The following is a 22,714-nucleotide window of genomic DNA, read 5'->3' as shown; positions in this document are numbered from 1 at the left end:
GACACTCCCGCAACCGGACCCACCCCGCCTTCGACAGATTCTTGCGAGCTGTTGGACATGCCGACGGGGTCAGATCCGTTTTCCGAAGGAAAACGGATCTGACCCCAGTTTGAATTTCGATATCTGACAGAGATTCATCCACGCATGGCGTGGATCTACTGGCCACCGGTCAACTGTCGAAGGCGGGGCACTGTGGGTTTGCGGGGTGTGAGCGCCATGGATGGCGCGACCAAGGCTACATGGACGTACTTGCGCCGTCCCCGCATACCCACAGTGCCCCGCCATCCCACGGGGTGCCTGCTGTTGCCGTTGCTTCGGCTGTTGCTCTGGCTTGAAGCAGGTGCAGGGCTGCAAGCCCTGCCGCCCCCCCTCAGTGCAGGAGCGCTGCCACCGCCGCGCGGAATCCGTCCTGGGCCTGCCCGGACTCCGGCGCATGATGCAGCTGCCGCACCGCGCGTCCCAGCCGTGCCGCGCCGACGAAGCCACAACTGGCCTGCAACCGGTGCAGCTGGCTGCGCAGCTGGCGCTCGTCGTGCTGGTCCACGGCCTGCTCGACCGCGTCGCGTACCCCCGGCAACTCGGCCAGGAACAGCTCGCGCAGGGCGATCAGGTGGTTGCGCTGGCCATTGAGCGCGGCCAGTGCCGCGGTCTCGTCCCAGTCCTGCACCTGCAGCTCGACCGCAGCCGGAGCCGGCGCAACGAAGATCCCCGCGGGGCTGTTCACCAGCGCGCGGCGCACGGCTTTCAGCAACTGGTCGCGGCCCAGCGGCTTGACCAGCGTGTCGCTGAAGCCAGCTTCACGCAGGCGGGCATGGATGGAGGTGTCGCCATCGGCGGTATGCGCCAACGCCGGGGTGTCGGGGTGTGAACGGCGCAGTTCGCGCAGCAGCTGCGCGCCATTGCCGTCCGGCAGGTTGACGTCGATCAGCCACAGGTCATGCGCGCCGGGTTCGGCGCTCGCCAGCGCACTGGCCAGTGAATCTGCGGTGTCCACGTCCGCCGGTAACGTTTCCAACGCCGCCTTGAAAAAACCGCGGCTGATGATGTCGTCCTCGACAAGCAGGAAGCGGGGCCGGCTGGCCCGCGGGGTCATCTGCATCAGGGCTGCCTCCATGTCAGCTGTTGCAATCATCAAGCACGGCGGCGGCGGGCGCAAGCGGGTCCGGGCCCTGCCGGTCAGGATCTGCGACAATACGCCCCCATTTTTGCCCGCAGCCTGTTGCCACGTGGCCCGATCCCGCTCCCGCATCGACCGTACCCCGTTCCAGACCGAGATCCTCGACCTCAGCCATGATGGTCGCGGCGTCGCCCGCCGTGAGGGTGAGGGCGGCAAGGTCACCTTCGTCAGCGGCGCACTGCCGGGTGAGGTGGTCATGGCCGAACAGACCGCCCGCAGCCGCCATTTCGACGAAGCGCGCACGGTGGAAGTGCTGAAGGCCTCGCCGCAGCGCGTCACCCCGAAGTGCCCGCACTTCGGCACCTGTGCCGGCTGCGTGCTGCAGCACCTGGACGAAGACCAGCAGATCGTGGCCAAGCAGCGCGTGCTGATGGACAACCTGGAGCGCATCGGCCACGTGAAGCCGGGAACCGTGCTGGCGCCACTGGTCGGCGAGAGCTGGGGCTACCGGCGCAAGGGCCGCTTCTCGGTGCGCCGGGTCGAGAAGAAGGACAAGACCCTGGTCGGCTTCCGTGAACAGGACCCGCGTTTCGTCGCCGACCTCAGCCAGTGCCTGACCGTGATCCCGGAAATCGGCACCAAGGTCGAGGCGCTGTCCACTTTCATCGAATCGCTCGACGGCAAGCGCGATATTCCGCAGATCGAGTTCATCGCCGGTGACCAGGCCGTGGTCCTGACCGTGCGCCACCTGCAGCCGCTCAGCGATGCCGATCGTGCGGCCTGGGCCGCCTTCGGCCAGCAGCATGGCTTCGTGATCTACCTGCAGTCCGGCGGCGTGGACACCGTGCAGCCGCTGGACGGGCAGGGCGTGCCGCTGTCGTTCCGGCTGGCGCCGTGGGACGTGGAACTGGCGTTCCGTCCGCTGGACTTCATCCAGGTCAATGCCAAGCTCAACGAGAAGATGATCGCCCACGCCCTGGACCTGCTGGAACCGGGTGAGGACGAGCGCGTGCTGGACCTGTTCTGCGGCCTGGGCAATTTCACCCTGCCGCTGGCGCGCCGCGTGCGCGAAGTGGTCGGCGTGGAAGGCGATGCCGGCCTGGTCGCGCGTGCCCGTGAGAACGCCGAGCGCAATGGCCTGGCCAACGCCCAGTTCTTCAGCGCCGACCTGACCCAGGATCAGCGCAGCACGCCGTGGATGCGCCAGGGCTTCGACAAGCTGCTGCTGGACCCGCCGCGCTCGGGCGCGATCGAAGTGCTGCAGCAGCTGCCGCTGAAGCAGTTCAAGCGCATCGTCTACGTCAGCTGCCACCCGGGCTCGCTGGCCCGCGATGCCGGCTATCTGGTCAACGAACAGGGCTTCACCCTGGTCAGCGCCGGTGCCATGGACATGTTCCCGCACACCGCGCACGTGGAAAGCATCGCGGTGTTCGAGAAGCGCTGATCGGCTGTCATGCCCATCGCGCATAATGGTGCGATGGGCATCGAAATCGAACGCAAATTCCTCGTCAGCAGCGATGGCTGGCGCGCCGCCGCGCACCGGGTGATCCCGATGGCGCAGGGCTACATCAACGACATGGGCGCGCTTGACCGCGGCACCCAGAACGCCTCGGTGCGGGTGCGCATCGAAGGCGACCACGCCGCGTTGAACCTGAAGTCGCGCACCATCGGCCATACCCGCCAGGAGTTCGATTACCCGATCCCGGTGGACGATGCACGCGCACTGCTGGCGTTGTGCGTGGGTGGCCTGATCGACAAGCGCCGTCATCTGGTCGAACACGCCGGCCTGACCTGGGAGGTGGACGAGTTCCTCGGCGACAACGCCGGCCTGGTGGTGGCCGAGGTCGAGCTGGACAGCGCCGACCAGGCGATCGACCTGCCGGATTGGGTGGGTGCCGAAGTCACCGACGATGCGCGCTACTACAACGTCGCGCTGGCCAGTCACCCCTATTCACAGTGGTGAATCCCAAAAAGGGGACGAGGGGATTAAGTCATCTTTACCCCACCTGTGCGGGAACCGACTTAGTCCCCTCCGTCCCCTTTTAACGAGGGAGGCGGGCCCCATGTCGTGGGGATGAGAATCGATATCTACTCCGACGTGGTCTGCCCCTGGTGCTGGATCGGCAAGCATCGTTTCCAGCAGGGCGTGCAGTTGCTGGGCGCGAACGCGCCTGAACTCGATATCCACTGGCAGCCGTTCCAGCTGGATCCGGATGCGGACGCCACCCCGGTGCCGCTGCGCGAGGCCTACGTGCGCAAGTTCGGGGGCGTCGAGCGTACCGAGCAGATCCTCGGCCAGACCCAGACCACCGCGCGTGCCGAGGGCCTGCCGATGGACTTCAGCCAGGGCCAGGTGCGGGTGACCACGCTGCCGGCGCACCGGGTGCTGTGGCTGGCCGGCGAGCACGGCGTGCAGGATGCGGTCGGCGAGGCTCTGTTCCGCGCCCACTTCGAGCATGGCCAGAACCTGGCCGACCCCTCGGTGCTGATCAAGGCCGGCGTGGCGGGCGGCCTCGACGCCGGCGAAATCGCGCAGATGCTGGCCTCCGACCGCGGCCTGGCCGAGGTCGAAGCCAAGCTGGCGCAGGCCCACGCATTGGGCGTTTCTTCGGTGCCGACCTTCGTCATCGATGGGAAGTGGGCCATTTCCGGGGCACAGCCGCCGGAGGCCTTCGCCAACGCCCTGCGCCAGATCGCGGCCGAACAGGGCGCTCCGGCAGCGTCGGCTGACGGCGACGAGGCCTGCGGCCCGGACGGCTGCAAGGTCTGACCTGCCCCCCCAAAAGGGGACGGAGGGGATCAAGAGGTATCCAGCCCACCTGGGTCGATTGCGCCTTGATCCCCTCCGTCCCCTTTTTCTGACCACTGCGCCTGTCGGCCGGTTCTGCGACAATGCGGCACTGCGCCATGCGGGCGCGCGTTGTGGAGATCGACCATGCTGCTGATCGGCGTTGCCGGTACCGAACTGACCGCCCAGGAACGTGACTGGCTGCAGCACGATGCCGTGGCCGGGGTGGTGCTGTTCAAGCGCAACTTCGCCTCGCGCCAGCAGGTGACCGATCTGAGCGCGGCCATCCGCGCCGCTGCCCCACGCCCGCAGTTGATCTGCGTGGACCAGGAAGGCGGCCGCGTGCAGCGTTTCCGCGAGGGTTACAGCGATCTGCCGCCACTGCAGGACATTGGTGCGCTGTATGCCACCGACCCGCAGCAGGCCTTGGCATTGGCCGAACGGCACGCCTGGCTGATGGCCAGCGAGGTACGGGCCAGCGGTGTGGACCTGAGCTTCGCGCCGGTGGTCGACCTTGGCCGTGGCAACCGTGCCATCGGCAACCGCGCCTTCAGTGAAGACCCGCAGGTGGTGGCCGCGTTCACCGCCGCCTACGTGCGCGGCATGCATTCGGTCGGCATGGCCGCCACGCTCAAGCATTTCCCCGGCCACGGCACCGTGCTGGAAGACACCCACGTGGATACCGCGATCGACCCGCGCGCGCTGGACGAGCTGCGCGCGCAGGACCTGGTGCCATTCCAGGCCGGCATCGCCGCCGGTGCCGACGCGGTGATGATGGCGCACGTGATCTACCCGCAGATTGCGCCTGAACCGGCCGGCTACTCGCCGCGCTGGATCCAGGACATCCTGCGCGGCGAGCTCGGCTTCCGCGGCGTGGTGTTCTCCGATGACATCGGCATGGCCGCCTCGCACAGCGCCGGTGGTGTGCCCGCGCGCGTGCACGCGCATCTGGATGCCGGCTGCGACGTGGTGCTGGTCTGCCACCCGGAACTGGTCGATGAAGCCCTGCACGCGGTGCAGGGACGCTCCCTCAATACTGCTGCGCTGCTGGGCCTGATCGGCCGTGGCGCGCTTGGCTGGGATGGCCTGCTGGCCGATGCCCGCCATGGCGACACCCAATCCCGTCTGCTTGAAACCCTTGGAAGAACCGTCTGATGCCCAACCTCACCATTTCCCAGGCCCTGGCCCAGGCTGACCTGCTGGTCGACCGCCCCACCATCGACAAGGCCATCGCTGGTATCGCCGACGCCATCGCGCGCGATTACAAGGGCGAGGTGCCGCTGTTCCTGTCCATCATGCACGGTGCGCTGCCGTTCGCCGGCCAGCTGGCACTGGAACTGGGCGCGCGCGGCCAGGACGTGCAGTTCGATTACCTGCACGCTACCCGTTACCGCGGTGAAACCACCGGCGGCGACCTGGTCTGGAAGCACAAGCCGGCCACTTCGCTGTTCGGCCGCCGCGTGCTGCTGGTCGACGACATCCTGGACGAGGGCTACACCCTGCAGGGCGTGCGCACCTGGTGCCTGGAACAGGGCGCGACCGACGTGCGCATCGCCGCGATGACGGTGAAGAAGCACGACCGCGCGCTGCCGGACGTGACCGCCGACTACGCCGGCATCGAACTGCCGGACCGCTACGTGTTCGGCTTCGGCATGGACGTCAATGAAACCCTGCGCTGCGTGCCGGCCATCTACGCGATGAAGGAATAACGGCGCAGCCGCCCGCGGCGCGTCTTCTTCTGCCGCCGGCATCCTCGGGTGCCGGCGTTCGTCTTTTCATGGAGTGCTTCGAATGCAACAGATCGCCCTGGCCGTGATCGGCGGTACCGGTGTCTACAATCTGGCCAAGCTTGACGATGTGCAGACCCACGAGGTCGACACCCGCTTCGGCCGCCCGTCGGGCCCGGTGCGCGTCGGTACGCTGCTCGGCCATCGCGTGGCGTTCCTGGCGCGGCATGGCGAAGGCCATTCGCTGCCGCCGCACAAGATCAACTACCGCGCCAACCTGGCCGCGCTGCAGCAACTGGGCGCGCAGCGCGTGCTGGCGTTGAACACGGTGGGGGGCATCACCGAACACTTTGGTCCGCGCGTGCTGGCTTGCCCGGACCAGATCATCGACTACACCTGGGGCCGCATCAGCACGATCTGTGAAGAAGAAGGCACCGACGTGGTCCACGTCGATTTCGGCCACCCGTACACGCCGATGCTGCGCAGCAAGATCCTGGCCGCGGCCAAAGTGACCGGTGTCACGGTCCATGACGGTGGCTGCTACGGCGCAACGCAGGGCCCGCGCCTGGAAACCATCGCTGAAATCGCCCGTATGCGCCGCGACGGCTGCGACCTGGTGGGCATGACCGGCATGCCGGAAGCCGCGCTGGCACGCGAGCTGGGGCTGGATTACGCCTGCCTGGCGATCATCGCCAACTGGGCTGCCGGGTGTGGTGATGGCGAGGAGATTACGATGGCCGAAGTGCTGGCCAACGTGCAGGCGGCCGGCAACGGACTTCCGGAACTGGTGGGCGAATTGGCACGGGGGTGATTGTCTTCCCCGAGCAAGCTTTGCATACTCAGCTTGTGCGCGGGTTCAGCGTACACCACCCATTCATTGCATAAGGTCTCGCATCACCATGCCGAACGGTACCGTCAAGTGGTTCAACGACGCCAAGGGATTTGGCTTCATCTCGCCGGAGGATGGCAGCGCCGACGTGTTCGCGCACTTCTCCGCCATCAACTCCAAGGGCTTCCGCAGCCTGCAGGAAGGCCAGCGTGTCACCTATGACGTGACCCAGGGCCCGAAGGGTGCCCAGGCTTCGAACATCACGCCGGCCGAGTGATCCACTCGACAGTGCGTTGAAAACCCCGCTCCGGCGGGGTTTTTTTTTGTGCGGCATGCCTGTGGCCCGTTCGCGATCCACCCACCTCGGGCACAATGCGTCCATGAAGGAACGACTGCGCATCGCCGTGATCGGCTACGGCACCGCTGGACAGGCAGTGTCCATCCTGCTCACCCGTGACGGCCACGAGGTGGAGATCTTCGAACGCGTGCCGACGCCGGGACCGGTTGGCGCCGGCTTCCTGCTGCAGCCCAGCGGCCTGCAGGTACTGTGGCAGATGGGCCTGCTTGATTCCGTGCGCGCACATGCCGCGCCGGTGCACCGCCTGTATGGCGACACGCCGTGCGAGCGCGCGGTGATGGACATGCGTTACGACGGACTGGATGCGCGCCTGCACGGCCTGGGCATGCAGCGCGGGGCCTTGTTCTCGCTGCTGGATGAAGCGCGTGCGGGTGCAGGCCAGTTGCATGCGGGCGTCAGCATCGCGGCGGTGGATGCCGAGCAGGGCCGCCTGCGCGACAGCGACGGTCGCATGCACGGTCCGTTCGATCTGGTGGTGGCCGCCGATGGCGCCGCCTCGACGCTGCGCGGCACGATCGCCGGCGGTGCCGGGCTGGACCGCGTGTATCCGTGGGGGGCGCTGTGGTGCCTGCTGCCGGCCGAAGACTGGCCGCACGTGCGGGAGCTGCGCCAGCGCTACGTGGCCGCGCGCAAGATGATCGGGCTGCTGCCGGTCGGCACGCGCCCCGGTGATGACACGCCGCGCCTGAGCTTCTTCTGGAGCCTGCCACGCGCCGACTTCGAGCGCTGGCAGGCCGACGGCATGGCCCCCTGGCTGGATGAACTGCATGCACTGTGGCCGCAGGCCAGTGCGCGCTTCGCCGATCTGCGCGATGCCGGCCAGATGGCGCGCGCGGTCTACCGTGATGCGGTGATGACGCGCTGGCACCAGGGCCGCATGGTGCTGGCCGGTGATGCCGCGCACGCGATGAGCCCGCAGCTGGGGCAGGGGGTGAACATGGCGCTGCTCGATGCGTTGGCATTGCGCGATGCCGTTCGCACGCATGGCGGTGGTGCCGAAGCGTTGCAGGCGTACCAGGCGCAACGCAGGGCGCACGTTGCGGTGTACCAGCGCTGGAGTCGTTGGCTGACGCCGCTGTTCCAGTCCGACCGCGACGCCTGGGCCAAGGCGCGTGATGTGCTGCTGGGCCCGATGGGGCGCCTGCCCGGTGGCCGTGGCCACATGCTGCGCGTGCTCAGTGGCACCCAGCACGGCTGGTTCGGTGCGCTCGCACTGGATCCGGCTTTCGTCGACGCATTGGCCACCGCAGCGGAGACACCTCGCATCAACGCGATCACGGCCAATGCGTGAAGCGCGTCGTCACGTGAATTAACGGTTGCCTCACCGCGGATATGCGAGAAGTAGGTTGCACGCGATTGCGCGTCGCCCGTTTTCCTTTCCGTGATCAACATCGCGCGTGGCCCGGGCGGCGCTGCCGTTGCGGCCTGTTGCGGCCCGGACGTGCCGCCTGTTGTTGAAGAGGAGGACGCCATGTTGTTCGCGGTCGAGGAGCTGGAATCGGAAATCTGCAAGCTGCGCGGATTGCTGCAGATGCTGCACGAGGACCAGCCCGACGTACTGGAGGACGTATTCGAGTTCCATGTCGGCAGCCTGATCAGTCATGCATCAGCTGAGCACCACGCACGCATCCGCACCTGCGCGCAGGAGATGCTGGCGGCGATCCAGGCGTTGCCGCGACGACGTGAAGATGACACGCCTGATTTCCGGTTGATGCCGCAGCTGGGCATTCGTCCGGCCTGATTCAAGCTTCCGGCAGTTCCACCAGGCCGCCCTGCACGCAGACGATCATCTGCTCGCCAGGGACGGGGGCAGGGACGATTCCGGCGGTAAACGCGGAGAAGGCGGGCAGGATTGTCGTCCGGTCGCGCAGCCAGAACGCGGCGAAGCGCCGCCGCAGGGGCGGCAAGGCAACCTGCGGATGCAGATGCCCGGCGATCACATGCAGCTCTGCATCAGGCATCGGCTCATGCCGAAGCAGGAACGGCCCCAGCCGTACTTCATCGTGGATCTGGACCTGCAACTGCGCATGAGGCAGCTGGCGGTCGTGATTGCCGCGCAGAACATGCACGTCCAGTGCGGCATTGCGTTCACGCCATCCCAGCCATTGCTGGTACCAGGCAGCGCGATGCGCCGGCCCATGCAGGATGTCGCCCAGGATCCACAGCTCGCGGCAGGCATGCCTGTCCAGCAGCCCCTGCAGGCGTTGCAGGTCTTCGCCGGTGCCGCCGCTGGGCAACGCGATGCCGGCACGACGGAATACATCGGCTTTGCCCAGGTGCAGGTCGGCGATCAGCAGCGCCTGCCGCGCAGGCCAGTACAGTGCACGCGCGCCAAGCAGAATCAGCGATTCGCCGGCGCGCAGCAGCGGCAGTTCATCGGCCATGGCGGCGCTCCAGCTGCTGGGCCGCGCGTTGCACACGGGTGCGCCAGTCTTCGTTGCTGAACTGCCCGCGCAGGCGTTCGGCCCACAGTGGAAAGCCCAGCGGTGTGAGTGATGCCGGGTGCTGCACCGAGAAGACCTGCATGCCGATCCTTGCCAGTACCTGCTGCAGCCCTGGGAGGTCCAGGCTGTCGTGCAGCACTTCGCGTTCGGCCAATGCCAACAGCAGGTGGCCGGGATCATGCTCGCGCAGTACGTCGTAGAGCAGGCCCGCCGAGGCCTGCAGCTGGCGCAGCGACCGCGGCATGCCGCCGGGCAGGCTGGGCACCAGCAGGCCGGCGACGCGTGCGATGCCACGGAACTGGCGCCGCGCCAGCTCGCCCAGGTTCACTGCCGCGCGCAGATCGTCCAGCAGCTGATCGGGGGTGAACAATGCGCGCCATTGCGCCGCATCCAGCTCGATCGCCTGCGCCGGTGCCAGCACCAGGCCATGATCGTTCACCGCATAGCCGATGCTGTTGCGCTGCCAGCGGGTACAGCGCAGTGCCAGCAGGGCGGCCAGCGCCTCGTGCACGTGGCGGCCGGCAAAGGGGTAGACGAACAGGAACTGGCCTTCGCGGCGCCGCACCTCTTCCACCAGCAGATGTTCCGGGCCGGGAAGCGCCGACAACTGCTGCTGCAGTGCCAGCAACGGTGACAACCAGCGTGATTCGGCACTGTCGTCGGCGCCGGACAGTACCCACTCCAGCTCACGGCCGAGCGGCATCGACAGCGGCAACTGGCCTCCCTGCCAGCGTGGCACCACACCATCACCGCGCCCTCGTGCCAGCCGCACGAAGGCGGTCATGTCGCGCAGCTGCACCAGTTCCAGCAGGCGCCCGGCGAACTGGAAGCGATCACCACGGCGCAGGCGGCTGGCGAACTGTTCCTCCACGGCGCCCAGGCCACCCCCGCGCAGGAACTGCACGCGCACGCTGCCATCGCTGCTGATGGTGCCGATCGACAGCCGATGGCGCAGTGCCTGGCGGCGATCGTGCATGCGGTAGCAGCCGTCGTCATCGCGCACGACCTTGTGGAAATCAGGGTACTGGGCCAGCGCCTGGCCGCCCTGCACGATGAAGGTCAGTACCGCCTGCCATTGGCCGTCGCCGAGCGATGCGAAGGCGTGGGTGCGCCGCACCTGCGCCAGTAGCGCATCGCTGTCGAAGCCACCGGCCAGCGCGCGGCTGACCGCATGCTGGGCCAGCACATCCAGCGACAGCGTCGGCGGCCTGCGTGCTTCGACCACGCCGGCGGCCAATGCACGGCGCACGGCGGCGTACTCGGCCAGTTCCAGCGCATGACTGGGCACGCACAGGATGGAGCCGCTGGCGCCCGGGCGGTGGCGCGCACGTCCGGCGCGTTGGCGCAGGCGGGCCACACCCTTCGGGCTGCCCAGCTGCAATACCTGCTCAACCTCGGGGAAGTCCACGCCGAGGTCGAGGCTGGAGGTGGCCACCACGCAGCGCAGCACGCCCGCGCGCAGGCCATCCTCCACCTGCTGGCGCAGCGCCGGATCCAGTGAGCCGTGGTGCAGCGCAAGCGTGCCCTGGTCTTCGGGCCAGACCGCGGCCAGCGCCTGATGCCATAGTTCCGCCTGCGCACGCGTATTGGTGAACAGCAGGCTGCTGCGTGCCTGCATCAACGCGTCCAGCACGCGCGGCAGTTGCGCCAGGCCAAGATGCCCGGCCCAGGGGAAACGTTCGCCGGGGTCGGGCAGCAGGCTGCGCACGCCGACTGCGCGCGTGCGCACGCCCTGCACGATGGGCGCGTCGGGCTGCCCGGGCAGCAGCACGTCGCGTGCTTCATCAAGATTGCCCAGCGTGGCCGAGAGCCCCCACAGCTGCAACGCGGGGGCGATGTCGCGCAGCAGCGCCAGGTTCAGTTGCAGCAGCACTCCCCGCTTGTTGCCCAGCAGTTCATGCCACTCGTCCACCACCACGCAGCGCAGCTGGCGCATGCGTGCCACGGTATCGGGATAGCTCAGCAGCAGCGCCAGCGATTCGGGCGTGGTCACCAGCACGTCGATGCGGCCTTCGCGGGCCTGGCGCCGCTCGCGGTTGCTGGCGTCACCGCTGCGCAGGCCGACACGCCATCCCAGTCCCAGGCCGTCGACGACGGCCTGAAGGGCGCGGGCGGTATCACTGGCCAACGCGCGCAAAGGCGTCACCCACAGCACCTGCAGTGGGCGCACCGCGCTGGCCCTGCGGGGCGGTGGCGGTGGATCGACCAGCGCCTGCAGCAACGGCCCACCGAACATCGCCAGCGTCTTGCCGCTGCCCGTGGGCGTATGCAGCAACCCGGATTCGCCGGCCAGGTAGTGGCGCCACATTGCGCGCTGGAATGGCAGTGAGCGCCAGCCGCGTGCCGCGAACCAGTCTTCCAGCCTGCGCAGCGCCTGGCTGCGGTTCATCGCGCCAGCGCCTGCAGCGTAGCCAGCTGATCGGCCTCGCTGGCAGGCTTGTCGTGGCGCCAGCGCAGGATGCGCGGAAAGCGCACGGCGATACCGGATTTGTGCCGGCTGCTGCGGTTGACCGCTTCGAAACCCAGTTCGAACACCTGTTCGGCGCGCACGCTGCGCACTGGACCGAAGCGCTCGCGGGTGTTGGCGCGGATCCAGCGGTCGAGCGCGAGGATCTCCTTGTCGTCCAGGCCCGAATACGCCTTGGCCACCGGCACCAGCGTGTCTCCGTCCCAGACGCCGAAGGTGTAGTCGGTGTACAGCGTGCTGCGCCGCCCATGGCCGGCCTGGGCGTACAGCAGCACCGCGTCGATCGTGAGTGGATCGACCTTCCATTTCCACCAGTCGCCGCGTCGTCGCCCGGTCTGGTAGGGCGAGACACGCCGTTTCAGCATCAGACCTTCCACGCCGCGTTCGCGTGCCACGTCGCGCATCGCTGCTGCCCGTTGCCAATCGTCGGCGTCAACGTCGGGCGACAGCTGGATCCGCACATCGTCCAGCGCACCGATGACCTCAGTGAGCCGCGTACGCCGTTCCTGCAACGGCAGCTCACGCAGGTCCGCGCCATCGACTTCCAGCAGGTCATAGGCGAGCACGCGCACCGGCGTGTTGCGCAGGGTGGCCGCACCGGGTTTGCGGCGCTGGATGCGGGTCTGCAGCGCGGTGAAGGCACGCGGCAGGTTGGCGTTTTCGTCCCAGGCCAGCAGCTCGCCGTCCAGTACGCAGCCATCGGGAAGCGCCATCGCCGCCTGCTCGATTTCGGGGAAGCGGCCATCCAGCCGCTCTTCGCCACGCGACCACAATGCGACCTCGCCACGCCGGCGAAGCAGCTGCAGGCGAATGCCATCCCATTTCCATTCCAGCAGCCAGTCATCGATCGGGCCGAGCCGTTCGGCAGGTTCACCTTCCAGTGGCGATGCGAGGAAGAACGGGTAGGGCTGCTGACGGTCCAGCGGAAGCTCATCCGGCGACAGCAGCTGAGCCAGCAGCCCGGGCGAGGGCACCCACTCACCAAGCATGCGCTGGGCGATGCGTGCGATGTCCAGGCCGGACCATTCGGCCAGCGCCTGCTGTACCAGCCGCTGCGAAACACCTACGCGCAGGGCACCGGTCAGCAGCTTGTTGAACACCAGGCGTTCGCTGCTGCACAGCTGCTGCCAGCCTGCGACGACCGCCGCACGGCGCACTGCTTCGGCTTGATTGGCCACCGCCAGCAGATGTTGTTCGATCCATTCGGCCAAGGGGCGGTCGACAGCTGGCCGGGATGGATCATCCAGCAGCAGGGTCAGCGTTTCGGCCAGGTCCCCCACCTGCGCATAGCTGTCCTCCACCAGCCAGGGCGGCAGGCCCGATTCCTCGCTCACCCACGCGCGCAGTTCGCTGCTGGCGGCGATCTTCCGGCGTGCGCCGCCCACCTTGCCGCCGCTGAGCAGGTACAGCGCCCATGCCGCGTCATGCGCACGCGCCTGGCGGAAGTAGTCGACCAGCGCCGCACGCTTGTCCAGCGTGGCGGTGCTGCGATCCAGGCGCTGGTAGAGCGCAGCGAATGCCTTCATTCTTCGCTCCCGAAATCGGTACGGAAGGCTTCGGCAGCCACGCCGCGCTCGCGCAGGAACGGAATCAACGCATCGGTATTGCCATGGGTGGCGATCACCCGCCGGGCGCCCGTCTGTTCGATGGTCTGCAGCAGTGCTGGCCAGTCGGCGTGATCGGAAATGACAAAACCGCGATCGACATTGCGACGCCGCCGATTGCCGCGCAGCTGCATCCAGCCGGATGCGAAGCCCAGCTGGTGGCGGCCGAAGCGACGCATCCAGGGCGTGCCCGCAGCTGACGGCGGCGCGAGGATCAGCTGGCCGGCGGCATCCGGCTGGCGGCCCTGTTCGGCCACGGTGAGCGTCTCCAGCATCGGTACGCCGGCCTGCCGGTAGACCGCCACACCATTGGCGATGGCGCCATGCAGCCAGGCCGGGCGATCGTCCAGTGGCCGCAGTTCGGCCAGCACCCGTTGCGCCTTGCCCAATGCATAGCACAGCAGGATCGCCGCTTCGCCACGTTGTTCGCATTCGCGGCGCCACGCCACGATTTCCGCCGCCACCGCCGGCGTGTCCGGCCAGCGGTAGATGGGCAGGGCGAACGTGGCTTCGGTGATGAAGGTATCGCAGGGCACCACTTCGAACGGCGCGCAGGTCGGGTCGGGCTGGCGCTTGTAGTCGCCCGAGGCCACCCAGACCTGCCGGCCGTCGTCGATGCGTACCTGCGAAGAGCCGAGGACATGGCCGGCAGGGTGCAGCGATACCTGCACCTTCCCCAGGCGGAACGGCACGCCCTCGACGTGCGCCTGCACCGGCACGTCACCCAGGCGCCAGCGCAGGATCGGCAGGCTGCCTTCGCTGCAGTGGTACTCGCCCATGCCCGGACGGGCATGGTCGCCGTGGCCATGGGTGATGACCGCGCGCGCTACCGGTCGCCACGGGTCGATATGAAAATCGCCGGCGGCGCAGTACAGCCCCTCCGGGCGCAGCACCACCAGATCGTCGTTGCCTGCCATGTGGTCACTGTGGCCTGCGTCTCGTGCAGAGGGTGAGAACCGGCCTGAACACGGGCTTGGCAGGCGATGCGGCACAATCGGGCCGCAGACCTCTTGCCGCCAGGATGGACCGGATGAGTGGACCCAGCTTCAGCAGCAACGCGCCGTATGAAACCCATGTGGTGCTGAACCAGCCGCCGCCGTTCGCAGGGCGACAGTTGTGGACCGACGACGTGGCGCTGATGGAAGCCGTGCAGCGCGAAGGCGCCGCCAGCTTCGCGCCGCGGCTGGGTGTCTATGGTGCACTCGCCGGTGATGAACTGTACCGGCTCGGCTTCGATGCCAACCGTGATCGTCCGCGGCTACGCACGCATGATGCACAGGGCCATCGCATCGACACGGTGGAGTTCCATCCGGCCTATCACCGGTTGATGGACGCGGCCAAATCGCACGGCGTCGCAGGATTGTCCTGGCATGAGCCGCAGCCTGGCGCACACGTGGCACGTGCGGTGTTGAGCTACCTGCATCACCAGGCCGAGGCGGGCACCAGCTGCCCGTTGACCATGACCCATGCGGCGGTGGCGGTGCTGCATTCGCAGCCGCATCTGGCCGAGTGGGCGCGCAAGGCCGCTGCACCGGTCTATGACCCGCGCGACGTGCCGGTGGCGGACAAGGCCGGCATCACCCTGGGCATGGGCATGACCGAGAAGCAGGGCGGCTCGGATGTCCGTGCCAACAGCACGCGCGCCGAACCGATCGATGGCGAGCGTTATCGCCTGGTCGGCCACAAGTGGTTCTTTTCCGCGCCGATGTGCGATGGCTTCCTGGTGCTGGCGCAGGCGCCGGGAGGACTGACCTGCCTGCTGATGCCGCGCCGGCTGGCCGATGGTGACCGCAATGCGTTCCGGTTGATGCGGCTGAAGGACAAGCTTGGCGACTGGGCCAACGCCTCCAGCGAGGTCGAGTTCTGCGGCGCACAGGCATGGCGCGTGGGCGAAGAGGGGCGCGGCGTGGCCACCATCATCGGCATGGTGATGATGACCCGCTTGGACTGCATGCTGGGTGCGGCGGCAGAGATGCGCATGGCGCTGGCGCAGGCGCTGCACCACGCACGCCATCGACGCACCTTCGGCAAGCTGCTGGTCGAGCACCCGTTGATGACCAACGTGCTGGCTGATCTGGCGCTGGAGTCGGAAGCGGCCACGGTGTTGGCGATGCGCATCGCACGCGCGGTGGATCGTGCCGGTGTGGATGCCAATGAAGCGGCGATGGCGCGGTTGGGGACGGCACTGGGCAAGTACTGGCTGTGCAAGCGCGCACCGGCTTTCGTCAATGAAGCGCAGGAATGCCTGGGCGGTGCAGGCTACGTAGAGGAGTCGATGCTGCCGCGCCTGTACCGGCAGGCACCGTTGAATTCGATCTGGGAGGGCAGCGGCAACATCCAGTGCCTGGATGTGCTGCGCGCGCTGGCGCGTGAGCCGGAGGCGATGGCGGCGTTGCGCGGTGAGCTGGCGTCGGTGGCTGATCGTGATGGGCGCTATGCAGCGTCATTGCAGCGTTGGGCAGCGGCGCCGCCACCGGAGGAAGCGCAGGCGCGGCTGTTCTGCGAGCGTACCGCGCTGCTGCTGCAGGCGGCGCTGCTGCTGCGTGCGCGCAGCCCGATGGCGGAGGCGTTCGTGCGCAGCCGGCTGGAAGGGGAGCATGGGCTGGCGTTTGGGACGCTGCCGGCGGGGCTGGAGCTGACGGCGATGCTGGCGCGCGCGCTGCCGTAGGGAATGGCCAACGGCGGTGCCCCTCGTGGTGGGCGCTGATACTGATGGATGGGCCGCGCGGGTAGGTCGCGCAGGGGGCGCCGTGAATACGTCCTTGTAGGCCCGGGCGCGCCATCCATGGCGCTTACGCCCCTGCGCAACCCACTCGCGCGGCCTTGGACGGTTTCCGTGCGGTCCACCACGGAATCAACAGAGAGCAGAGAGCGAAAAGCAGAAAAGCCGCGGCAGTGCCGCGGCTTTTCCTGTAGCGCCGAGCCGATGCTCGGCTGCCGATAAGGCTTAGTGCTTGGCTTCTTCCTTGGCGGCGTTGGCCTTGGCGTCATTGGCGACATCACGTGCCTTGTCGGCAACCTTCTGCGCGGCGTCGGCGGTCGCGTCGCTGGCGTGTGCGGCGGCGTCGGTTGCGGCGTCCTTGGCCTTGTCGGCAGCGTTCGCGGTGGCGTCTGCAGCCTTGTCCAGCGCCTGCTGGGTATCGGCGGCGGCCTGCTCGGAAGCGGCAGCGGTCTTGTCGGCGGCTTCGCGGGTGGCGGCAGCAGCCTTGTCGACGGCGTCGCGGGCGGCAGCGCCTGCGCTGTCGGCCGCCTGCTGTGCGTCCTGCTTGGCCTGTTCGGCTTCCGGGCCCTTGCAGGCGGCCAGGGCCAGCAGCAGGGAGGCGGCCAGCAGGGGGGTAGTGATCGGACGAATCTTCATGGCGGTCTCCGGTACTGCAATGGATGGGGACGCCAGCCTATTCATGCCGTTGTGAAGACGGGGTCGCGATGCAGCGGCTCAGTCGCGCGCATTTCGACAAAAGAAAAAGCCGCTGGCGAACCAGCGGCTTTTCCAGAACAGCGTGAAGAAAGAAGTTATTACTTCTTGGCTTCTTCAGCAGCGTCCTTGGCCTTCTCAGCGGTGCCTTCAGCAGCCTTGGCAGCGTCAGCAGCGGCGCCGGCAGCGGCGTCGGTGGCAGCAGCGCCAGCCTGGGCAGCAGCGTCAACCGAAGCGTCAGCAGCGGTGGCGGCGGTGTCAGCGGCCTGCTGGGCAGCGTCGGCGGTCTGGGCGCCAGCAGCGGCGGCCTGGTCGGCAGCAGCCTGGGCTTCGGTGGCGGCTTCGTTGGCCGAAGCAGCGGCGTCCTGGGCAGCTTCCTGCTTCGAGCAGGCGGCCAGGGCCAGAGCCAGGGACATCGCGACCAGCAGCTTGTTGATGCTCATTGTGTGAATCCTCGTCGTTAGAATTAGGCAACGCGCATGCTGCGCGCCGACAACATGATGACAAGCCAAGATTGGGTGTCAAGCGATCCCGCATTCATTTTTGCGAAATCATCGTTAAATCCATTTAAATCAATTCGATGGCGATAGCCGTTGCTTCGCCACCGCCGATGCACAGGGTGGCAATGCCGCGCTTGCCACCGCGCGTGCGCAGGGCGTTGACCAAGGTCACCACCAGGCGTGCACCGGAGGCGCCGATCGGATGGCCCAGTGCGCAGGCACCGCCATTCACGTTGAGCTTGTCATGCGGGATGCCCAGTTCGCGCATCGGCGCCATCGCCACCACGGCAAAGGCTTCGTTGATTTCAAACAGATCGACCTGGTCCAGCGACCAGCCGGTCTTGTCCAGCAGCTTGTGCAGCGCGCCGATCGGGGCGGTGGTGAACCACTCCGGTTCCTGCGAGTGGGTGGCGTGGCCGACGATGCGGGCCAGCGGGGTGATGCCACGTGCGGCTGCGTCTTCCTCGGTCAGCAGGACCACAGCGGCGGCGCCGTCGGAGATGCTGGAGGAACTGGCGGCGGTGACGCTGCCGTCCTTCTTGAAGGCCGGACGCAGGGTCGGGATCTTGGCGATGTCCGAGCGGCCGGGCTGCTCGTCGGTGGTGACCTCGACCTCGCCCTTGCGGGTGGCGACCTTCACCGCGACGATTTCATCGGCGAACGCACCGTTGGCCTGGGCCGCCTGCGCGCGCTTGACCGATTCGATGGCGTAGGCGTCCTGCTCTTCGCGGCTGAACTGGTACTTGTCCACGGCGCATTCGGCGAATTCACCCATCGCCTTGCCGTCGTATGCGTTGACCAGGCCATCGTGGGCCATGTGATCGACCGCCTGGAAGTTGCCGAAGCGGTTGCCGGTGCGCGAGTTGGGCAGCATGTGCGGCGCGTTGGACATCGATTCCATGCCGCCGGCGACCACGATGCTGGCCGAACCGGCCTTGATCAGGTCATGGCCGAGCATGATGGTCTTCATGCCCGAGCCGCACACCTTGTTCAGCGTGGTGGCACCGGTTGACAGCGGGATGCCGGCAGCGATCGCCGCCTGGCGGGCCGGCGCCTGGCCCAGATTGGCCGGCAGCACGCAGCCCATGAGGACTTCGGAAACGTCGCTGGCCGGGATGCCCGACTGTTCCAGGGCGGCGGCGATGGCGGCCGCGCCGAGGGTCGGGGTCGGCACGCCGTTGAACTGGCCGAGGAAGGAGCCGATGGCGGTGCGCTTGGCGGCGGCGATGACGATGTTGGACATGGCAATCTCGTTGATGCGTAAGCAATGTTCGGAAAGGAGACCGTGGGCCGTTGGAAGCGCCCCGGTTTCCCGGCAGACTGCGTGGGGGTCGGCCCAAGTATAGAGGGTCGGGGAGGGCCGCCGTTGGACGGCGCCGCATGCCTGCCGGCACAAGGGCGGGCCAACGTTCATGGGAAGGAATCGATGAAACGCACGACGACGGTGAGATCTGCCCTGGCAACCGCGCTGGCACTGGCGCTGACGGCCTGTGGTGGAGGTGGCGGGGGCGGCAACGTGCGCATCGATACACCGCCACCACCGCCGCCACCGACTACCCCGCCACCGACGACGCCGCCCCCGGTCAAACCACAGGAGCCGGCTTGCGACGCGCATCTGTCAGTCACCAATGCGCGCGCCGCACAGGCTGCCGGCCTGACCGGTCAGAACGTGCGCATCGGCATCGTCGACTCCGGCGTGCAGCGCAATGCGGTGGCATTGAATGGCCGGGTGCTGGCCAACCTCAACTACATCGATCCGGCCAGAAACAATCTGGGTGTCGATGATGTGGTCGGCCACGGCACCGCCGTGGCCAGCCTCGCCGCCGGCGCGGCAACGGGCTCCTGGCCAGGCGGCATCGCGCCAAAGGCGCAGATCGTGTCGGCACGGATCATTGCCGACAAACCGCCGACCGACGACGGCAGCGGACGCGGCAATGCATTCAGCGGACCGCTGGGTGTGGCCCAGGTCCACCAGGACCTGATCAGCTACAACGTGAAGGTGATGAACAACTCGTGGGGCGGCCTGTACTGGACCGACCTGCCGACCACCGCGCAGGTGGCCGCCGAATATCGTCCCTTCGTGATCAACCACGGCGGGCTGGTGGTGTTTGCCGCGGGCAATGATGGCCGCAGCGAACCGAGCAGCCTGGCCGCGCTGCCCAGCCAGCAGGGCGTGGCCGGCACGCTGCCGGCCGCCGATCTGGAGCGCGGCTGGCTGGTGGCCACCGCCGTGGATCCGTATGCGCCAGGTACGCTGGCCAGCTATGCCAATGCCTGCGGCCAGGCAGCCCGGTACTGCCTTGCGGCGCCAGGCAGCGCGGTCTATCCCGATGCCAATGGTGGCAGCTACTACTGGAACTACGGCACGTCATTTGCGGCGCCCTTGATTTCCGGCGCGGCGGCGCTGGTCTGGGAGCGCTTCCCGTACTTCAGCAACGATCTGGTGCGGCAGACCCTGCTGGGCACCGCCAAGGACATCGGCGCGCCGGGCGTGGATTCGGTGTTCGGCTACGGCCTGCTCGACATCGGCCGTGCGATCAACGGTCCGGGCCGTTTCGACTGGGGGGATGTGGTCGCCAACGTGGATCTTGCTTCGACCGGCTCGGCGTGGCGCAACGATATCGTCGGCAGCGGCGGCCTGGTCAAGCAGGGCGGGGGCACCCTGGTGCTGGCCGGCAACAACAGTTACACCGGCGCCACCCGCATCGAACGCGGCATCCTGTCGCTGCAGAACGGTGGTGTGGTCCGTTCCAATGTGACCATTCTCGGCCAGTCCGATCCGGATTCGACCGGCCTGCAGTTCAATGGCGGCACGCCCCGCGTGATCGGCAATGTGGTCAACGGCAGCAGCGTGTTCCTCACCACCGGCAACACCACCGGCACGATCGAGGGCAACTACACCCAGCAGGCCGGTGCACAGCTGATGATCGCACTGGGCGCCAATGCGCTGCAGGTCACCGGCAATGCCGCGATCGACGGTGGCGTGCGCGTGCATGGCTTCGTTTCCGGCTACGTGCCACAGAACGGCAGCCGCCAGGACCTGATCCACGCGGCAGGCGGACTCAGTGGCACCTTCAGTACGCCGGCTACCTCCAGTGGCCTGCAGGGGCTGTCGTTGCTGCAGAGCAGTTACGGCTACGACAGCAACAACGCCTGGTTGAACCTGACCCAGGTCAGCGTCACCGCAGCGGCCAGCGGCCTGGGGGCGTCCGCCCAGGCGGCAGCACAGCGCCTGGAAGGTGCATTCGCAGCACTCGACAAAAACGCAGGGCTGCAGGGATCGGCCTTTGGTGCAGCGGCCGGCGCCCTGCAGTGGACCGGCGGTGGCCCGCAGGGCCTGGCCGCCAGCCTGCAGAGCCTGTCCGGTCAAGCGCACGCCCGTGCCGAAGCGGCGACCTTCGACAGCATCGACATGTCGCGGCGTGCGATCGCCGAGCGCTTCGATCGTGTACAGGCCGCACCGCGCCTGCGCGGTAGCTGGCAGAGCGCGCTGGGTGAGGCGGGGCAGGGCAGCTTCGCCGGCAACGCCGCCGACAGCCGGGGCTGGATGGCCGGCCAGGATCTGCCACTGGGCAGCAACGGCCTGATGGGCGTGGCGTTTGGCGAGACCCGAAGTAATGGTGGCAGCAGTTTCGGCGGCGATCGTGGGCGTGATCGCCAGGCGCAGGCGCAGCTGTACGCGGGCTGGAATCTGGGGCGTGGCTACGCGCTGGCCCAGGTCGGCAGCGGCCAGTTCACCCGCGCGCTGGATCGTCAGCTGCTGCTCGGTGCGGGCGCCTATGGTGTCTCTGCGCGGTATGGCGGCCGTTTCAGCAGTGCCAGCGTGGAGGGCGGGTACCGGCTGGGGCGTGCAGGCGCATCGTTGACGCCCTACGTCGGCGCCAGCACCACGCGCGTGGATACCGACGCCTTCAATGAGCTCGGCGGCTTCGGTTTCGGCCTGCGGGGTGATGCCAATCGCGTGCAGCGCAGCCAGATGCTGGCCGGTATCCGCGGCGAGCGTGCCTGGGGGCGTTGGACGCTGCGTGGGCATGCCGAATGGCAGCAACGGATTGATGGCGCGGATGCGGACTGGCAGGCCAGTTTCGTCGGCGTCGATGCCTGGGCACCGCTGGCGGGCTGGAACGCACCGCGCGGCAGTGCGCTGATCGGCGTGGCGCTGGAATCGTGGTGGGGCCGCAATGGCCGCCTGAGCCTGGGCTTCGACCAGCGCGTCGGTGGCGAAGGTGCGCGGCAGGCAGCCTTGCGCTACAGCACCGGCTTCTGAAGGACAGGTCGCGCCGGGTCATGCCCGGCGCGACGTCGGCTGGCTCAGCCGCCGCGCAGGTTGCCCAGGCGCGGGGTGCTGCGGCCCAGCGGCATCTTCAGCTTGCCGATCGACAGGATGCGGCTCTCGGCGATGCGGTCGGCGGCACGCTGCGGCGCGATGTTCTCGCGCTGCGACAGTTCGAAGATGCGGGTGAGGTTGTGGTAGATGCTGCGGATCAGGCGCATCGCGCGTTCGCGGTTGTAACCGTCGATCTCCAGCGACACGTTCATCACGCCGCCGGCATTGACCGCATAGTCCGGTGCATACAGGATGCCGCGCGCATGCAGCTCGTCGCCGATCTCCAGGCTCGACAGTTGGTTGCTGGCGGTGCCGCAGATGATCTTCGCCTTGATCCGCGGCAGGGTGTCGGCGTTGATCGCGCCTTCCAGCGCGCACGGTGCGAACACGTCGGCGTTCACTTCATGGATCTCATCCGGCTTGACTGCTTCGGCACCGAAATCGCTGACCGCGCGATCAACCAGCGCGCTGTCCAGGTCGGTGACGTAGAGCTTGGCGCCGCGGTCGCGCAGCAGCTTCACCAGTTCCATGCCGATGTGGCCCAGGCCCTGCACAGCGATGCTGGTCTTGCCCACTTCCTCATGGCCGAACTTGAAGCGCATCGACGCCATCAGTGCCTGCAGCGCACCGTAGGCGGTGAACGGAGCGGGATCGCCGGAGCCACCATGGACCTGGTGCACGCCGGTCACGAACTGGCTTTCCAGGTAGATGTTCTCCATGTCGTTGACGTCGGTGCCGACGTCCTCGGCAGTGATGTAGCGCCCGCCCAGGGAATCGACATAACGGCCGAAGGCACGGAACAGCACCTCGGTCTTGTCCACTTTGGGGTCGCCGATGATCACCGCCTTGCCGCCACCTACGTTGAGGCCGGCCAGTGCATTCTTGTAGGTCATCGTCCGGCTTAGCCGTAGCGCATCGGCCAGCGCCTCGTCGGTGCTGGCGTAGGGGCGCATGCGCACGCCGCCCAAGGCCGGGCCGAGGGTGGTGTTGTGGATGGCGATGATCGCCTTCAGGCCGGCGTCGTGGTTGTGGCAGAACACCACCTGTTCGTGGCCGGTGGTGGCGAGGGTTTCGAATAGCATGGCGTCTCCGATGGCGCGATCAGCGGCGAACTGCAGCGAACGGCCAGTGAACGGTA

The 22,714-nt window shown here is 67.7% G+C and carries 20 protein-coding genes; 11 read left to right on the top strand and 9 right to left on the bottom strand.

Annotated features, from left to right (window positions below):
• Window positions 1-370: 370 nt before the first annotated feature.
• A complete protein-coding gene (locus tag N5D45_RS18940) occupies window positions 371-1,099 on the bottom strand; it encodes a response regulator (protein WP_010482825.1) in 729 nt (242 codons plus the stop codon).
• Between the two features lie 127 nt (window positions 1,100-1,226).
• Between N5D45_RS18940 and rlmD the strand changes: the two genes are divergently transcribed.
• From rlmD to N5D45_RS18895, 9 genes are all read left to right on the top strand, one after another.
• The gene (gene rlmD / locus N5D45_RS18935; protein ID WP_010482826.1) at window positions 1,227-2,561 is read left to right on the top strand and encodes a 23S rRNA (uracil(1939)-C(5))-methyltransferase RlmD; all 1,335 of its coding nucleotides are present in this window, start codon (window positions 1,227-1,229) and stop codon (window positions 2,559-2,561) included.
• A 33-nt stretch (window positions 2,562-2,594) separates the two neighbouring features.
• Window positions 2,595-3,080, top strand: coding sequence for a CYTH domain-containing protein (locus tag N5D45_RS18930; RefSeq protein WP_043402365.1), 486 nt, complete (start codon window positions 2,595-2,597; stop codon window positions 3,078-3,080).
• A 111-nt stretch (window positions 3,081-3,191) separates the two neighbouring features.
• On the top strand, window positions 3,192-3,887 hold the full coding sequence (locus N5D45_RS18925; protein ID WP_010482828.1) for a DsbA family oxidoreductase: 696 nt from the start codon (window positions 3,192-3,194) through the stop codon (window positions 3,885-3,887).
• Between the two features lie 165 nt (window positions 3,888-4,052).
• A complete protein-coding gene (nagZ, locus tag N5D45_RS18920; protein ID WP_010482829.1) occupies window positions 4,053-5,060 on the top strand; it encodes a beta-N-acetylhexosaminidase in 1,008 nt (335 codons plus the stop codon).
• Window positions 5,060-5,614 carry a hypoxanthine-guanine phosphoribosyltransferase gene (locus tag N5D45_RS18915; RefSeq protein ID WP_005410592.1) on the top strand — a complete coding sequence of 185 codons (555 nt, stop codon included), beginning with the start codon at window positions 5,060-5,062 and terminating at the stop codon, window positions 5,612-5,614. Before nagZ ends, N5D45_RS18915 begins: the two co-directional genes overlap by 1 nt.
• Before the next feature lie 82 nt (window positions 5,615-5,696).
• A complete protein-coding gene (locus N5D45_RS18910; protein WP_010482830.1) occupies window positions 5,697-6,443 on the top strand; it encodes an S-methyl-5'-thioinosine phosphorylase in 747 nt (248 codons plus the stop codon).
• 88 nt (window positions 6,444-6,531) lie between these two features.
• Entirely contained in the window at window positions 6,532-6,738 is a 207-nt protein-coding gene (locus N5D45_RS18905) for a cold-shock protein (protein WP_005410590.1), read from the top strand.
• 103 nt (window positions 6,739-6,841) lie between these two features.
• A complete protein-coding gene (locus tag N5D45_RS18900; RefSeq protein ID WP_164194166.1) occupies window positions 6,842-8,110 on the top strand; it encodes an NAD(P)/FAD-dependent oxidoreductase in 1,269 nt (422 codons plus the stop codon).
• A 180-nt stretch (window positions 8,111-8,290) separates the two neighbouring features.
• Window positions 8,291-8,560: a hypothetical protein gene (locus N5D45_RS18895; RefSeq protein WP_019336695.1), complete on the top strand. Its 270-nt coding sequence runs from the start codon at window positions 8,291-8,293 to the stop codon at window positions 8,558-8,560.
• A gap of 1 nt (window position 8,561) precedes the next feature.
• Here N5D45_RS18895 and pdeM read toward each other — a convergent pair whose 3' ends face one another.
• Genes pdeM through N5D45_RS18875 form a run of 4 tightly spaced genes read right to left on the bottom strand, consistent with a single transcriptional unit; the run spans window position 8,562 to window position 14,251 of the window.
• Entirely contained in the window at window positions 8,562-9,203 is a 642-nt protein-coding gene (pdeM, locus tag N5D45_RS18890; protein ID WP_010482837.1) for a ligase-associated DNA damage response endonuclease PdeM, read from the bottom strand.
• Window positions 9,193-11,652, bottom strand: a complete 2,460-nt coding sequence (locus N5D45_RS18885) for a ligase-associated DNA damage response DEXH box helicase (protein WP_057502227.1) — start codon at window positions 11,650-11,652, stop codon at window positions 9,193-9,195. Before N5D45_RS18885 ends, pdeM begins: the two co-directional genes overlap by 11 nt.
• Complete coding sequence (locus tag N5D45_RS18880; protein WP_019336698.1) at window positions 11,649-13,256, bottom strand: ATP-dependent DNA ligase; 1,608 nt, start codon at window positions 13,254-13,256, stop codon at window positions 11,649-11,651. The genes N5D45_RS18885 and N5D45_RS18880 overlap by 4 nt, the downstream gene beginning before the upstream one ends.
• A complete protein-coding gene (locus tag N5D45_RS18875; protein ID WP_053443362.1) occupies window positions 13,253-14,251 on the bottom strand; it encodes a ligase-associated DNA damage response exonuclease in 999 nt (332 codons plus the stop codon). Before N5D45_RS18875 ends, N5D45_RS18880 begins: the two co-directional genes overlap by 4 nt.
• A 113-nt stretch (window positions 14,252-14,364) precedes the next feature.
• Between N5D45_RS18875 and N5D45_RS18870 the strand changes: the two genes are divergently transcribed.
• On the top strand, window positions 14,365-16,002 hold the full coding sequence (locus N5D45_RS18870) for an acyl-CoA dehydrogenase family protein (protein WP_057502228.1): 1,638 nt from the start codon (window positions 14,365-14,367) through the stop codon (window positions 16,000-16,002).
• Window positions 16,003-16,281: 279 nt separating this feature from the next.
• On the opposite strand, the gene N5D45_RS18865 is transcribed toward N5D45_RS18870, so the two are convergent.
• From N5D45_RS18865 to N5D45_RS18855, 3 genes are all read right to left on the bottom strand, one after another.
• Window positions 16,282-16,692, bottom strand: a complete 411-nt coding sequence (locus N5D45_RS18865; protein ID WP_049467900.1) for a hypothetical protein — start codon at window positions 16,690-16,692, stop codon at window positions 16,282-16,284.
• A gap of 158 nt (window positions 16,693-16,850) precedes the next feature.
• Complete coding sequence (locus N5D45_RS18860) at window positions 16,851-17,192, bottom strand: hypothetical protein (protein WP_004153024.1); 342 nt, start codon at window positions 17,190-17,192, stop codon at window positions 16,851-16,853.
• Window positions 17,193-17,316: 124 nt separating this feature from the next.
• Window positions 17,317-18,492 (bottom strand): thiolase family protein, encoded by a 1,176-nt coding sequence (locus N5D45_RS18855; protein ID WP_010482849.1) that lies wholly within the window; start codon window positions 18,490-18,492, stop codon window positions 17,317-17,319.
• A gap of 183 nt (window positions 18,493-18,675) precedes the next feature.
• Between N5D45_RS18855 and N5D45_RS18850 the strand changes: the two genes are divergently transcribed.
• The gene (locus N5D45_RS18850; RefSeq protein WP_279939465.1) at window positions 18,676-21,516 is read left to right on the top strand and encodes an autotransporter serine protease; all 2,841 of its coding nucleotides are present in this window, start codon (window positions 18,676-18,678) and stop codon (window positions 21,514-21,516) included.
• A gap of 44 nt (window positions 21,517-21,560) precedes the next feature.
• Here the strand turns inward: N5D45_RS18850 and N5D45_RS18845 are convergent, their stop codons facing one another.
• Window positions 21,561-22,658 carry a Glu/Leu/Phe/Val dehydrogenase dimerization domain-containing protein gene (locus N5D45_RS18845; protein WP_279939464.1) on the bottom strand — a complete coding sequence of 366 codons (1,098 nt, stop codon included), beginning with the start codon at window positions 22,656-22,658 and terminating at the stop codon, window positions 21,561-21,563.
• Between the last annotated feature and the right edge of the window lie 56 nt (window positions 22,659-22,714).

Origin of the sequence: Stenotrophomonas sp. GD03819, assembly GCF_029841665.1 — a bacterium.
Taxonomy (GTDB): Bacteria; Pseudomonadota; Gammaproteobacteria; order Xanthomonadales; family Xanthomonadaceae; genus Stenotrophomonas; species Stenotrophomonas geniculata.
The sequence above is the reverse complement of the archived record's forward strand: the minus strand, read 5'-3'. Positions and strand labels throughout refer to the sequence as shown.

Coding starts and splice junctions, on each gene's coding strand:
- N5D45_RS18940 (WP_010482825.1), bottom strand. CDS start 1,099: ATGCAGATGACCCCGCGGGCCAGCCGGCCCCGCTTCCTGCTTGTCGAG.
- N5D45_RS18930 (WP_043402365.1), top strand. CDS start 2,595: ATGGGCATCGAAATCGAACGCAAATTCCTCGTCAGCAGCGATGGCTGG.
- N5D45_RS18925 (WP_010482828.1), top strand. CDS start 3,192: ATGAGAATCGATATCTACTCCGACGTGGTCTGCCCCTGGTGCTGGATC.
- nagZ (WP_010482829.1), top strand. CDS start 4,053: ATGCTGCTGATCGGCGTTGCCGGTACCGAACTGACCGCCCAGGAACGT.
- N5D45_RS18915 (WP_005410592.1), top strand. CDS start 5,060: ATGCCCAACCTCACCATTTCCCAGGCCCTGGCCCAGGCTGACCTGCTG.
- N5D45_RS18910 (WP_010482830.1), top strand. CDS start 5,697: ATGCAACAGATCGCCCTGGCCGTGATCGGCGGTACCGGTGTCTACAAT.
- N5D45_RS18905 (WP_005410590.1), top strand. CDS start 6,532: ATGCCGAACGGTACCGTCAAGTGGTTCAACGACGCCAAGGGATTTGGC.
- N5D45_RS18900 (WP_164194166.1), top strand. CDS start 6,842: ATGAAGGAACGACTGCGCATCGCCGTGATCGGCTACGGCACCGCTGGA.
- N5D45_RS18895 (WP_019336695.1), top strand. CDS start 8,291: ATGTTGTTCGCGGTCGAGGAGCTGGAATCGGAAATCTGCAAGCTGCGC.
- pdeM (WP_010482837.1), bottom strand. CDS start 9,203: ATGGCCGATGAACTGCCGCTGCTGCGCGCCGGCGAATCGCTGATTCTG.
- N5D45_RS18885 (WP_057502227.1), bottom strand. CDS start 11,652: ATGAACCGCAGCCAGGCGCTGCGCAGGCTGGAAGACTGGTTCGCGGCA.
- N5D45_RS18880 (WP_019336698.1), bottom strand. CDS start 13,256: ATGAAGGCATTCGCTGCGCTCTACCAGCGCCTGGATCGCAGCACCGCC.
- N5D45_RS18875 (WP_053443362.1), bottom strand. CDS start 14,251: ATGGCAGGCAACGACGATCTGGTGGTGCTGCGCCCGGAGGGGCTGTAC.
- N5D45_RS18870 (WP_057502228.1), top strand. CDS start 14,365: ATGAGTGGACCCAGCTTCAGCAGCAACGCGCCGTATGAAACCCATGTG.
- N5D45_RS18865 (WP_049467900.1), bottom strand. CDS start 16,692: ATGAAGATTCGTCCGATCACTACCCCCCTGCTGGCCGCCTCCCTGCTG.
- N5D45_RS18860 (WP_004153024.1), bottom strand. CDS start 17,192: ATGAGCATCAACAAGCTGCTGGTCGCGATGTCCCTGGCTCTGGCCCTG.
- N5D45_RS18855 (WP_010482849.1), bottom strand. CDS start 18,492: ATGTCCAACATCGTCATCGCCGCCGCCAAGCGCACCGCCATCGGCTCC.
- N5D45_RS18850 (WP_279939465.1), top strand. CDS start 18,676: ATGAAACGCACGACGACGGTGAGATCTGCCCTGGCAACCGCGCTGGCA.
- N5D45_RS18845 (WP_279939464.1), bottom strand. CDS start 22,658: ATGCTATTCGAAACCCTCGCCACCACCGGCCACGAACAGGTGGTGTTC.